Source organism: Sphingomonas sp. R86520, from assembly GCF_042466285.1.
GTDB lineage: Bacteria > Pseudomonadota > Alphaproteobacteria > Sphingomonadales > Sphingomonadaceae > Sphingomonas.
On sequence record NZ_JAXHBZ010000001.1, the window covers coordinates 1,735,178 to 1,748,020 of the forward strand.

Sequence of the window (12,843 nt, forward strand, 5' to 3'; positions counted from 1 at the left end):
AACGATGGCCGGAGATACGGGGCCTAGAGTAGCCGTAGACCACCCAATCGCCGAGGTCGTGATCGTCGGCGGCGGGACCGCGGGGTGGCTGGCTGCGTGCTTGATCGCCGCGCGCGCCGACCGCAGTGCCGCCCGCCCCCTCAATGTCACGCTGGTCGAATCCCCCGACGTTGCGACGATCGGGGTCGGCGAAGGTACGTGGCCGACGATGCGGCGCACGCTTGAACGCATCGGCATCACCGAGACAGACTTCCTCCTCGCCTGCGAAGGCGCCTTCAAGCAGGGCTCGCGGTTCGATGGCTGGCGGACTGGCGCACCCGGCGACAGCTATCTCCACCCCTTCACCGCGCCCGTCGATGGCGACCCGCGCGATCTCGTCGCGGCATGGACCGAGAGCGGTGGCAGATTCGCCGACATCGTCGGTGCGCAAGCCGAAATCTGTCGCCATGACCTCGCGCCGCGGCAGCGCGCGATGCCCGATTACGCCGGCACGTTGAACTATGCGTACCATCTCGACGCCGGCAAGCTCGCCGCGCTGCTGATGCGCCACGCCACCGGGCGGCTAAACGTTCGCCACGTTCTTGACCATGTCGTCGGTGTCGATACGCGCGAAGACGGTGACATCGAGGCTGTCCGTACGCGCGCATCGGGCACGATCGCCGGCGACCTGTTCCTCGACTGCACCGGCCACGCCGCGCTGCTGATCGGCGACCATTACGGCATAGGCACGGTCGATCGCGGCGGCGAACTGTTCAACGATTCCGCACTCGCGGTGCAGGTGCCCGTCGCGAGCAACAGCGCCATCGCGTCGCAGACCAATGCCACCGCACACGCGGCCGGCTGGATCTGGGACATCGGCTTGCCAACCAGGCGTGGGGTCGGCTGCGTCTATTCGTCCGCGCATCTGAGCGACGATGCGGCGGCGGACACGCTCATTCGTTATCTGCGTGAGACCATACCGGACGTGCAGGCGCCTTCGTTCCGCCACCTCACATTCCAGTCGCGCCACCGCGAACGGTTCTGGGAACGCAACTGCCTCGCGGTCGGGCTTTCGGCGGGGTTCCTCGAACCGCTGGAGGCGTCGGCGATCGTGCTGATCGAACTCTCGCTCGACGCGCTGCTCGACAATTTTCCGGCAACGCGCGGGGCGATGGACATCCACGCGGCGCGCTTCAACACGCTGTTCCGCTACCGGTGGGACCGGATCGTCGAGTTCCTGAAGCTCCATTACGTGCTCAGCGTCCGCGACGAACCCTATTGGCGCGACCACCGTGACGCCGCGTCGATCCCGCCGCGCCTCGCCGAGTTGTTGACGCTCTGGCAGCACCAGCCGCCATCGCGCGCCGACTTCCCGATGATCGACGAGATCTTTCCCGCGGCCAGCTATCAATATGTCCTGTACGGCATGGGCTTCCCCCCACCGTCGCGCGGCGCAATCGGCTCGGAAAGCGGATCGCAGGTGCGGGGATTGCTCGGGCACCTCGATCAGCGCAGGCGGACGCTCGCGGCTGGCCTGCCGAGCAATCGTGCCTATCTCGATGCCCTGCGGCATGCCACCTTACCCGCCATGGAACAGACCCACTGATGCCCGACCACGTCATCCTCACCGCCGACGACCACCGCGACCTGCGTATCCGGACCGAGCGCTCGCCCGAACTGGGTGACGCGGTGATGGCCTGCATCACCGTGCCGAGCGAGTTTCGCCGCGTGCAGACGCATTATCCGATCCTGTTCCAGCTCGACCAGGAGCGCGACGGCTTTACCGCGCTGGCGATGTTCGGGTTCGAGGCAGGCGAAAACCTGTTCCTCGCGGACGGCCGGTGGGATGCGCGCTATCGTCCGCTCGCGATCGACAGCCAGCCCTTCCTGGTGGGGCGCGGCGCGAACGACGTCCGCCAGGTGCATATCGACATGGCCAGTCCCCGCATCGGGACCGGCGAAGGCACGCGCGTGTTCGACGATACCGGACGGCCGACGCCGTATCTCGAACGGATCGCCGATCAGCTCCGCGCGCTCGATACCGACTATGTCGCATCCGCCGACTTCTTCGCCGCCCTGCGCCGCCACGAGCTGCTCGAACCGCTCACGCTCGACGTCACGCTCGATGACGGCGCGAAGAACCGGCTGGTCGGCTATCATGTCATCGACGAGGATCGGCTCACCGCGCTCGACGATGCCGCGGTTGCCGACCTGCATGCCGCGGGGCATCTGATGCCGATCTTCATGGCGCTCGCGTCGCTCGGCAATATCGGCGACCTGATCGCACGCAAGAACCGTCGGGCCGGTCATGGCTGACGCCGAACCCGGCATCTTCGCGAGCATGCCGCGCATCCGCGAGATCTCGGTCGGCGATTCCGCGGACCTGGACGCGCATCTGCGCGAGGCGACCACGCCGTTCATCATGCGCGGACTGATAGCGGACTGGCCAATGGTGCAGGCCGGCCGTCGATCGTCGCGAGCGGCACGGGACTATATCCAGGCGCACGCGCGCGACCTGCCTTTCGCCGTCTCCGTTGGCACGCCCGACAGCGGCGGTCGGCTGTTCTACGACGACGCGACCGGCATGAATTTCCAGATGCTGCGTGCCAAACTGCCCGAGATCTTCGCGCGGATCGATGCCAACGAGGGCGCGGCCGACGCGCATGCCATCTATCTCGCGTCGATCGACCTGCATCAGTTCTTCGTCGGATTGCACGAGGCGAACCATGTCGATCTCGGCGCCAGAACCCCGATCGCCAGCATCTGGATGGGCACGCCCACGCGGATCGCCGCGCATAACGACGTGCCCGACAATCTGGCCTGCGTCGCGGTCGGGCGGCGGCGCTTCACGGTCTTTCCGCGCGAACAGTTCCGCTACCTCTATCTCGGCCCCGTCGACAACACGCCGGCCGGGCGCGCCGTCAGCATGGTCGATTTCCATAACCCAGATTTCGCCGCGCACCCGCGGTTCCGCGAGGCGCTCAAGCATGGCCAAGTCGCGGAACTCGAGGCTGGCGACGCGCTCTACATCCCGGCGATGTGGTGGCATCACGTCGAGGGACTCGCGGCGTTCAACGTCCTGGTGAATTACTGGTGGCGCGAGACGCCGCGATGGCTCGGCCAACCGCAGGATGCGCTCAACCACGCGATGCTGGCGATCCGCGACCTGCCCGCGGACGAGAAGGCGCATTGGCGCGATATGTTCGAGCAGTATGTCTTCGCCAATGGTCCCGACGTCACGGACCATATCCCCGAGGCGGCGCGCGGCGTGCTCGCGCCCCTCACCGCCGACACCGCGGGTCGCCTCCGTGCCTTCCTCCTGAGAGCGCTCAGCCGATGACAACCACATCTGTTCGACGCGTCGTCATCGCCGGCGGCGGCACCGCGGGCTGGATGGCTGCCGCCGCGATCGCGCGCACGATGGGCAGCACGATCGAGCTGACGCTGGTCGAATCCGACGCGATCGGCACGATCGGCGTGGGGGAATCGACGATCCCGCCGATGATCACCTTCAACCGGCTGCTCGGGATCAACGAAGCCGAGTTCATGCGCGAGACGCAGGCGACGTTCAAACTCGGCATCCTGTTCGACGACTGGAAGGACCGCGGCGACAGCTATTTCCACTCCTTCGGGATCACCGGCAAGGATCACTGGTCCGCGGGCTTCCAGCATTTCTGGCTGCACGGCCTGACCAAGGGCCACGCGCAGCCCTATGACGATTACTGCCTCGAGCTGCGTGCGGCGTTGCAGGGCAAGTTCGCGCACCTGCCCGACGACCGAATGAACTATGCGTATCAGCTCGATTCGACGCGCTATGCCAAGTTCCTGCGGCGGATGGCGGAGGCCGATGGTACGCGCCGTGTCGAGGGCAAGATCGCGCAGGTCGAGCTGAACGGCGAGAGTGGCGATATCGCCGCGCTCGTGCTGGAGTCTGGCGCGCGGATCGAGGGCGACCTGTTCCTCGACTGCACGGGTTTTCGCGCGCTGCTGATCGAGGGCGCGCTCCACGCCGGCTTCGACGACTGGACGCATTACCTGCCATGCGACTCCGCGATCGCGATCCAGACCGAGAGCGTGCGGCCTGCGCTGCCCTATACGCGGGCGATGGCGCATGATGCGGGCTGGCAGTGGCGGATCCCGCTCCAGCATCGCACCGGCAACGGCATCGTCTATTGCAGCCGCTATCTCGACCGCGACGCCGCACTCGACCGGCTGCTCGGTAACATCGAGGGCAAGACGCTGACCGAGCCGAACGTGATCCGTTTCGTGACCGGCGCGCGGCGCCAGCAATGGCATCGCAATTGCGTCGCGATCGGCCTGTCGGGCGGGTTCATGGAACCACTGGAATCGACCAGCATCCATCTGATCCAGCGTGCGGTGCTGCGGCTGTTGCGGCTGTTCCCGTCGGGTGCGGTCAGCCCGCGCGACGTCGCCGAATTCAACGACCAGCAGCATACCGACATGCTGCAGATCCGCGATTTCCTGATCCTGCATTACAAGGCGACCGACCGCCGCGACAGCGCGTTCTGGCGGCAATGCGCGGCGATGCCGATCCCCGCCTCGCTCGAACAGAAGATCGAGCTGTTCCGCGAGACGGGCCGCGTGTTCCGCAAGAACGAGGAGCTGTTCGCGGAGAATAGCTGGGTGCAGGTGATGCTCGGCCAGGGCATCGTGCCGCAGAGCTATCACCCGATCGCGAGCAAGCTCCGCGATGACGAACTGGCGCGGCTGCTCGGCGGCTTGCGAGACGGCACCAACGCAACGGTCGCGGGATTGCCCGAGCATGCCGCGTACGTCGCGCGCTATTGCGGCTCCGTGCCCGCCACGGCCGGTTGAATGGCGAGGCGGCGGCAGGCGGTCACGATCAAGCACGTCGCGGCCGATGCGGGCGTGTCGCTGCAGACCGTCAGCCGCGTCGTGAACAAGGAATCGGGCGTCCGGCCCGAGATGATGCGCCGCGTCCAGGCGTCGATCGACAAGCTAGGTTACGTCCCGTCGATCGCCGCGCAACGGATGGGCGGATCGCGCTCGTACCTGATCCTCGCGCTGAACGACCGCGAACGGACGATCGCCGACTGGCGGGCACGGCAGGGTACGGACTGGGTCGACCAGATGTTGTTGGGCGGGATGCTGACGTGTGCCGAACACGGCTATCGGCTGATCGTCGAGCTGGTCGACACGCATAGCGACCATATCGAGCGCGAGTTGCTGGCGGCGATCGCCGCGCTGCAGCCTGATGGCGTCATTTTGACGCCGCCGCATTCGGGCAATCCGCTGATCATCAACCTGCTCGAAGCGCATGGCATCAGCTTTGCCCGGATCGGCTCGCTGACCGAAGGGCCCGGCATCCGGCTGATCATGGACGACACGCGCGCCGCCCGGATCGCGACCGAGCATCTCGTCGCGCTCGGCCATCGCCGGATCGGCTTCATCGCCGGCCCCGACGACTATGAACTGAGCGCGTGGCGGGTCGATGGCTGGCGCACGGCGATGCACGCCGCGGGCCTGCCGACCGACGACCTGCTTGCGCAAGGCGACTTCAGCCACGCGTCGGGCCGTGCGGCGGCGACCGCACTGCTGGCGCTGCCCGAGCCACCGACCGCAATCATCGCCAGCAACGATCAGATGACGCTGGCAACGTTAGAGTTGGCGCGGGAGCGGGGTTTGAGCATCCCCGCCGACCTATCGCTGATCAGTTTCGACGACACCCCGATCATCCGCCTGGCGCATCCGCCACTGACCGCCATCGTCCAGCCGATCGCCGAAGTCACCGCGCAGGCCGTCACTCTCATCATCGCCGATCAGGTCAAGGGATCCGCGCTGGCAACGCCGGTAACGGTACCCGCTGCGATGACGATACGCGAGTCCACGTCCTGGCCAGTTGGCCACGAGAGCGTCAGCCGGTCCTGAAATCGCGCCGCTCAGTACCGGGGGACGATGTGAGGCGTGCGTTGACTTGGAAGATCGTGGGAAGCGTCTCAGTCGCGTCCCGGCTCTCATCCGTTCGTGCACGAAACCGCATCTAGCCCGTCTTGAACGGCTCCGTTACACCGACCTCAGAACCGCCAGCCCATCAGCCATGCGCAGGCTCCTGCCCTTCCTCGCTTGTTTGCTTATCCTGACCGCGTGGGTTGGCGTGGCACACGGCCGAGGTCGATGGTTGTATCAAGACCAGCTAGTATGCGACGACGTCAAAGCGTAACCTGCTGATTGGCTCGAAGATCGACCGACAGGGAAGGCCGACCGGGTATCTTCAGGACGACGTGCTGTAACGCAGGGTCGACCCCGATCAGTGATTTGGGGACGCCGCGGCGGTCGGTGACCAACCGCGCGCTGCCACCTGTGATCCGGGCAATCGAACGGGCGTCCAAGGTCAGGTCGGCGCCCCCGATGCGATAGACGATCCGCGCTTCGGCGTTGCCGTCGGTCCGCATCGACAGGGTGGCACCGCTGGCCGCGACATGATCGGGCCGTATCGTCCATTCCAGCGTCTCATTCTCGTCGCGCACGCCGATCAACCGCCAGGTATAATCGACCATGACGAGCGCACAGGGCGAATAATCGGGCGCATCCGCACCGGCAGTGAATACTCCGGTCTCCGGATCGATCTGCTGGCGGAAACTCATGTCCGCCTGGATCGCCTCGCACCATTGGTTCATCATCGTCGTGAATTCGGCGGCACGACCATAGTGATCGAACCAGCGGCCGGCGCGCAGCGCGGTCAGCGCCTGGGCGGGGCCACCCCAGCTGTTGGCAACGATCGGCCGGACGAAACTGGGGTCGTCGGCAGCGATCGACGGTAGCGGGAAGCGCGTCCAGAACGCTTGCGGGTTGCCCAGCTGGCGCTGCCATATCTGGTCGAACATCGCTTGGTCGGGGACATGCTCGCCGCACATCCGGGTCAGGATATCGGAGCGGATGCGAACGAAACGGTCCTGCGCATCCCGATCGTAGAAGGCAGCGTCGTCGGCGAACCAGAGCCGCGCGAGGATCACCTTGCGCAACCTTTCCGCGCGTTCGGTCCAGGCATCGGCCTCGTCGCTACGCCCGAGGGCAAGCGCCATCGCGGCAAGCGCCTTGCGACCGCCGTAAACGGTGGCGGAAAGATCGGGACAGAGCCGCGGTAGCGAGGCGATCGGCGCATGCGTCTTCGCGTTCTTGTTCGGGCACTGGTTCGGGATGCCGCGCCAGCGCGGGCTGTTGTCGTGGCCGGTATCATAGGTGCAAAAGCCCTCGACCAGCCCGGTTCCCCTAGTGTTGCGATACCGCATCAGCCACCCGTCCCACGCCGATCCGCTGGCATAGGCGGTTCGGAGCAGCGCCTCGTCGCCGGTGGCGCGGGCAAGTTCCCAGGCAGTGGCGGCGATCGGCACGACCATCTGGATCTGGCCGAACCCGGTCTCGGTTTCCTTGTTGTTCGCCGGCAACTGCCCGTCCGCGCGTTGCAGATCGAAAAAGGTGAGATGGCTGTCGCGCGCGACGTCGGCGCGGAATTTGCGGTACACGAGTGCCTCGTGCGGGCCACATTCCTGCCAGATACCGCGGTAGACCGAACCCTCGATCAGCACGGGCTGGTCGATATAGGGCATGACCCGGACGTTGCCGGCAAGCACCGTGAGCGCCTTGTCGTACGCCGCTTGCCAGCGTGCGTTGGCGGTCTTGAACCGCGGCGCGCCGCTCGCCGCGGCGCTTGCGGGCAGCGCAAGCGCCGCGGCACCGGAGGCGCTGGCAGCGAGGAAGAAGCGGCGGTCCATCATCGTTCCCCCCCTTGCGGATGTTCGACCCGGACCCAGTCGACATCGACCGACCCACCCTTGGTCCCCTTCGTGAAACTGAACAGCGCAGGACGCGAGCCCTTCCACCAAGAGAAGCGCGCGAGGGGAATGGCGTCGCCCATCGACCGGAACGAGGCGCCGCCATCGTCGCTGTAGCTGTAACGGACCGTCTGGTCGGGGCCAACGTCGGCGCGCAGGTCGATCGTCCGGCCCGTGAACACCGGTCCGCCGGTCTCCACACCCTTTACCGCGAGCGTCACGCGACGCCGACCGGCGTCATCGACCAGCCCGATCCAGCTCGGACCGACACCGAACAACGACAGGCCTGCACGTTGGCCGTCACGCATTCCTGCCGGATCGATGCGGGTCGTGATGCGCGCACGCGGCCCCTGCAGGATCTGCGTAAGCGTGTTGCGCGCGGTCACCAGATGCTCGGCGGACCCCGCGCCAAGCCGGAGATACCCGGGACGCGCGGTCAGGCTCCAGCGGCTGTCGTCCGAATTGTGGTTCCATTCCCACTGCACGCCGAGCCGGGCACTGGAGAACGCATCGGATTCCTGCAGGGTATCCGTCGTGGGTCGGCTGCCCGTCTCAGGCAGGGCAAACCGCGCGACCGGTTGGCCGCCGGTGCCATCGGCGATCGGCGTGCCGATCAGCGGCCAGTCGTCCTTCCACACCAGCGGTTCCAGATAGGTGATCCGTCCGAACGCCCCCGTACTGTTGAAATGCACGAACCACCCCTGCCCCGACGGTGTCTCGACCCAACCGCCCTGGTGCGGACCTGCCAGCGCGGTCGTGCCTTGGCTGAGCACCACGCGCTGTTCATAGGGACCGGTGATCGTGCGCGACCGCAGCGCGACCTGCGCGCCCTTCTCGACCCCACCGAACGGCGCGAGGATGTAGTAATAGCCGTTGCGCTTGTAGAGCTTGGGCCCTTCCAGGATCGGCAACCGCGCCTTGTCCTCGACGATCACGGTTCCGCCGTCGAGAACGCGCCGACCGTCGGGCGACATGCGGTGGAGGATCAGCGGTCCAGCCCCGTGCCGCGAATGCACCAGCCAGGCGGTGCCATCATCGTCCCAGAACGGACAAGGATCCTCGAGTTTGGGGTGATCGATGACTTTGACCGGCGCGTCCCACGGCCCCTCCACATGGGCGGCACTGGCCATGAATATCCCTTCGTCGGGGGTCGCGAAATAGACGTAGAAGCGGCCGGCATGAAACCGGATCGAGGGTGCCCAGACGCCGCCGGCATAGCGCGTACCGCCGACCGGCTTTGACACAGCGTCGGTCAGCGTATGCGGACCGGGCATGTCGTATTCGGGTGCGAACGGAAGACGCGGAAGGACATGGCCGGCGATCGTCCAGTGGACGAGATCGCGCGATCGCAGGATCGGGATACCCGGCGAGAAGTGGAAACTCGACGCGACCATGTAATAGGTGTCGCCGACCCGGATGATGTCCGGGTCCGAATAGTCGGCATAGAGAATCGGGTTCTGGTAGGTTTCCTTCGCCAAGGCGACGTTATGCGGCGCGATGGCAAGGCCCAGCGCAAGCATTGTCACGACCGTCCATGCGTGCATCTCCATCTCCCTTGCCGCATCCGCGCCGGCTGGCCCGACGACTTGTTTCGATAGCGCTATCGCGGCGCTGTCATCGGAATTTCGTAGATACCAAGCAGGCGATTGCCTGCGTCGTCGTCTCAACCATAGTTGTCAGAATAATAGTACATGAAGCGATCGATACAAAAGGGCTCCTGGTGGTATCGCTACCGCTTGACATAAATGCTCTAGTCTATAATAGTCCATCCCACAATATGACACCAAGACGTGCAGTTGTGCAACAGACAAGGCGGGCCAAACCGTCAGTAATCAGGGACCAACAGCCGCACACGGCCGTGGTCGAACAGGGAGGATTGCATGAAGGACTCGGTCCAACGCCGTCGTACGCGCATCTTGTGCGGAACGATGCTCGCTTCATTCGGACTTGCGATTCAGCCCGCCGGTGCGCAGACCGCGCCGCAGCCGGGCGCAGCGACGACGCCGTCCGACGCAGCGGCGCAGGCCCTGCCCGGCACGGGCCAGGTCAACGCGGCAGCCATCCCGAATGCTGACGGCGATCCTGCCACCAATACCGATATCGTCGTCACCGGATCACGCATCGCCCGCACCGGCTTTGACGCCTCCACGCCGGTCAGCGTCGTCGATGCCCAGGACATCAAGCTGTCCGGCAACGTCAATGTCGAGCGCACGCTGTCGCAGATCCCGCAGGCGGTTGGATCGCAGCTCGGCGGCGCGACCTCGAATACGGTTCCCGGCGGCTATGCCGACGTCAATCTTCGCGGCTTCGGATCGACGCGCAACCTGGTGCTGGTCAACGGCCGCCGCTTCGCGATCTTCGGCCCCGAACAGGTCACCGATCTCAACACGATCCCGTCGAGTCTGGTCGAGCGGACCGAGATCGTCACCGGCGGGTCGTCGGCGGTCTATGGATCCGACGCGATCACCGGCGTCGTCAACTTCATCATCCGAGACGACTTCTCGGGCGTCGAGGCGCGCTCGCAGGTCAATATCGATCGCCCGACCGGCACGCCGGTCTACAATATCGATCTGACCGCCGGCACCAATTTCGGCGACGGCAAGGGCAACATCGTCGTCGCGGGCAACTATCTGAAGCGCGGCGCCATTACCCGCGGTCAGCGCGGCAACTTCGCCTATGACTCGCTCAACGACGGCTGCGTGACGCGCGACAGCGTCAGCGCCAACGGCAAGGGCATCCCGTTCACACCCGCCAGCGGTCTCGGCTGCGTCGCTGGCGGCGGCGCGCTCGGCTTCGTCGCAGGCGGCAGCGGCGACATTCCCAACGGCCGCTTCTCGGGCATCCCGGCGTTCGGCGGCGCCAATACGGCGCTCAACACCGCCTATGCCGCGGCCGGCCTCAACCAGTTGACGAGCCGCGGCTTCACCTTCAACGACGGCGGCACCGCCGCGCGGCCGCAGATCACGCCGCAGGACGATTTCAACCTCGGCCCCGACAATTACCTGATTCAGCCGATGAAGCGATGGATGGCCAACGGCTTCGCGCATTATGATTTCAGCGACGCGATCACGGCCTATACCGAGCTGCATTACAGCCGGAACACGGTCGATGCGCGTCTCGCACCGACCAATGTCGGTTCGCCGACGCTGTTCAATGTCAACAATCCCTATCTGACGCCGCAGCTGCAGGGCGTGCTCAACCAGCTCGACCTGGCAGAGACCGGTACGACGACCGTGACGAGCGGCACCACCAGCCGCACGACGGTACGCGGCGACGGGCTCGCGGTGCTGACCGCCGGGCGTCGCTATGTCGAGGTCGGCCCGCGTCTCGCGAGCGAGCAGCGTAACGTCTTTCGTGGTGCGTGGGGGTTTCGCGGCGCGCTCGGCGACGTGTCCGAAAACTTCCTGACCGACCTGAAATACGACGTCTATTACACCTATGCGCGCAGCAAGGACACGTTGACGCTCGACAACGCGATCTCGCGCAGCCGGCTGCAGGCGAGCCTGTTGTCGGCCGGCGGTGCGGCACCCGTCTGCAATATCTTCGGGCAGAACATCAGTACGGCCTGCGCATCGGCGATCGCGATCAGCGCGGTCAACACGACGGTCGCCTCGCAACAGGTCGCGCAGGGCAGCCTGACCGGCAATGTGTTCAAGCTTCCGGCCGGGCCGGTCGGCTTCTCCTATGGCTATGAGTGGCGCAAGACGAGCGCGCAATATTCGCCCGACGCGTTCCTGTCGTCGGGCGACGTGGCGGGCTTCAACCCCGGCCTGCCGACGCGCGGCAGCGTCAATGTGAAGGAGGTGTTCGGCGAGGTCCGCGTGCCGCTGATCCACGACACGCCGTTCATCGACAGCCTCGTCGCCAACGGCGCGTTCCGCTATTCCAAGTATAGCCTTGGCGGCATCGGCGGAGTGTGGACCTATCTCGGCGGGCTCGACTGGCGCGTGAGCCGCGATCTCGCCTTTCGCGGCCAGTATCAGCGCGCGATCCGCGCGCCCAACGTGTCCGAACTGTTCGGTGGCGTCACCCGCGTCGTCGGCGTCGCGACCGATCCCTGCTCGATCCGTGCGCCGGTCTCGCAGCAGACGGCGGCGGTGCGCGCAGTGTGCGTCGCGACCGGCGTGCCAGCGGCCAACGTCTTTACCTCGGTGGTGCAGCCCAACACGATCATCCCGGCCGATTTCGGCGGCAATAGCTCGCTCGGCGCGGAACGCTCGGATACCTACACGGTCGGTGCAGTCATCACGCCGCGCATGGTGCCGGGGCTGTTCCTCAGCGTCGACTATTTCAACATCACCCTCGACGGCGCGGTGTCGTCGCTCGGTGGCGGGCTGCAGAACACGTTCAATCTCTGCTACACCGTGCTGCAGGACGCGAGCAGCGAGTTCTGCCGGGCGATCGCGCGCAATCCCACGACCGGCGAGATCAACGACCCCTATGTCGCGCGCATCCTCAATGCGAACACGGGATCGCTGAAGACATCCGGGGTCGACTTCGCGGCACGCTATCGCTTCGATCTGGGCTTCGGGTTGCCGGGCTTCGGCAGCAGCAGCAAGCTCGAATTCGGTACCAACTATACCTGGCTGGCGGAGTTCACCTCGACCCCGGTCGCCGCCTTCCCCAACATCCAGAACAAGTGCGCCGGATCGTTCGGTCCGACCTGCGGGCAGCCGCTGCCGCGCTGGCGCGGGACATCGCGATTGACCTGGACGATCGACGATCTCAGCCTCAGCGTACGGCATCGCTACATAGGCCCGGTCACGACCGATCGCTTCGTCGTGCCGCTGCGCCAGGGCTCGGCCGCGACGCCGACACTCGACAGCATCTCGTTCCCCAAGCTCGGCGACGAGAATTATTTCGACGTCTCGTTCAGCTATGATCTCGCCAAGGGCGTGGAGGTGTTCGGCGGCGCCAACAACGTCTTCAACAACAACCCGCCGATCACTACCCAGGGACCGAGCGCGAACACCTTCGCGGCGACCTATGACGTACTCGGGACCGAGTTCTTCCTGGGTGCCACGCTGAAGTTCTGATCTGACGTCGACCG

8 protein-coding genes are annotated in these 12,843 nt (G+C 65.8%); 6 read left to right on the forward strand and 2 right to left on the reverse strand.

The features are described 5' to 3' along the window. Positions 1-4 precede the first annotated feature (4 nt). From SJY41_RS07875 to SJY41_RS07895, 5 genes are read left to right on the forward strand one after another with little or no spacing between them, the layout of a single operon-like run. Complete coding sequence (locus SJY41_RS07875; protein ID WP_380780576.1) at positions 5-1,585, forward strand: tryptophan halogenase family protein; 1,581 nt, start codon at positions 5-7, stop codon at positions 1,583-1,585. Next, the gene (locus SJY41_RS07880) at positions 1,585-2,295 is read left to right on the forward strand and encodes a SapC family protein (protein ID WP_380780578.1); all 711 of its coding nucleotides are present in this window, start codon (positions 1,585-1,587) and stop codon (positions 2,293-2,295) included. Before SJY41_RS07875 ends, SJY41_RS07880 begins: the two co-directional genes overlap by 1 nt. Continuing rightward, entirely contained in the window at positions 2,288-3,319 is a 1,032-nt protein-coding gene (locus SJY41_RS07885; RefSeq protein ID WP_380780580.1) for a cupin-like domain-containing protein, read from the forward strand. Before SJY41_RS07880 ends, SJY41_RS07885 begins: the two co-directional genes overlap by 8 nt. After that, positions 3,316-4,815, forward strand: coding sequence for a tryptophan halogenase family protein (locus SJY41_RS07890; protein WP_380780582.1), 1,500 nt, complete (start codon positions 3,316-3,318; stop codon positions 4,813-4,815). The genes SJY41_RS07885 and SJY41_RS07890 overlap by 4 nt, the downstream gene beginning before the upstream one ends. Beyond that, positions 4,816-5,889 (forward strand): LacI family DNA-binding transcriptional regulator, encoded by a 1,074-nt coding sequence (locus tag SJY41_RS07895; protein ID WP_380780585.1) that lies wholly within the window; start codon positions 4,816-4,818, stop codon positions 5,887-5,889. Between the two features lie 281 nt (positions 5,890-6,170). Here SJY41_RS07895 and SJY41_RS07900 read toward each other — a convergent pair whose 3' ends face one another. Together SJY41_RS07900 and SJY41_RS07905 are read right to left on the reverse strand one after the other, a co-directional pair. After that, complete coding sequence (locus SJY41_RS07900) at positions 6,171-7,736, reverse strand: alpha-L-rhamnosidase (RefSeq protein ID WP_380780586.1); 1,566 nt, start codon at positions 7,734-7,736, stop codon at positions 6,171-6,173. Further along, positions 7,733-9,337 (reverse strand): glycoside hydrolase 43 family protein, encoded by a 1,605-nt coding sequence (locus SJY41_RS07905; RefSeq protein WP_380780588.1) that lies wholly within the window; start codon positions 9,335-9,337, stop codon positions 7,733-7,735. The genes SJY41_RS07900 and SJY41_RS07905 overlap by 4 nt, the downstream gene beginning before the upstream one ends. Positions 9,338-9,673: 336 nt before the next feature. Here SJY41_RS07905 and SJY41_RS07910 point away from each other — a divergent pair, with 336 nt between their 5' ends. After that, positions 9,674-12,829 (forward strand): TonB-dependent receptor domain-containing protein, encoded by a 3,156-nt coding sequence (locus SJY41_RS07910; RefSeq protein ID WP_380780590.1) that lies wholly within the window; start codon positions 9,674-9,676, stop codon positions 12,827-12,829. Positions 12,830-12,843: the final 14 nt, after the last annotated feature.

Excerpts from the sequence above, each read along its gene's own strand:
- SJY41_RS07895 (WP_380780585.1), top strand. The coding sequence starts at position 4,816 with ATGGCGAGGCGGCGGCAGGCGGTCACGATCAAGCACGTCGCGGCCGAT.
- SJY41_RS07875 (WP_380780576.1), top strand. The coding sequence starts at position 5 with ATGGCCGGAGATACGGGGCCTAGAGTAGCCGTAGACCACCCAATCGCC.
- SJY41_RS07890 (WP_380780582.1), top strand. The coding sequence starts at position 3,316 with ATGACAACCACATCTGTTCGACGCGTCGTCATCGCCGGCGGCGGCACC.
- SJY41_RS07910 (WP_380780590.1), top strand. The coding sequence starts at position 9,674 with ATGAAGGACTCGGTCCAACGCCGTCGTACGCGCATCTTGTGCGGAACG.
- SJY41_RS07885 (WP_380780580.1), top strand. The coding sequence starts at position 2,288 with ATGGCTGACGCCGAACCCGGCATCTTCGCGAGCATGCCGCGCATCCGC.
- SJY41_RS07905 (WP_380780588.1), bottom strand. The coding sequence starts at position 9,337 with ATGCACGCATGGACGGTCGTGACAATGCTTGCGCTGGGCCTTGCCATC.
- SJY41_RS07880 (WP_380780578.1), top strand. The coding sequence starts at position 1,585 with ATGCCCGACCACGTCATCCTCACCGCCGACGACCACCGCGACCTGCGT.
- SJY41_RS07900 (WP_380780586.1), bottom strand. The coding sequence starts at position 7,736 with ATGATGGACCGCCGCTTCTTCCTCGCTGCCAGCGCCTCCGGTGCCGCG.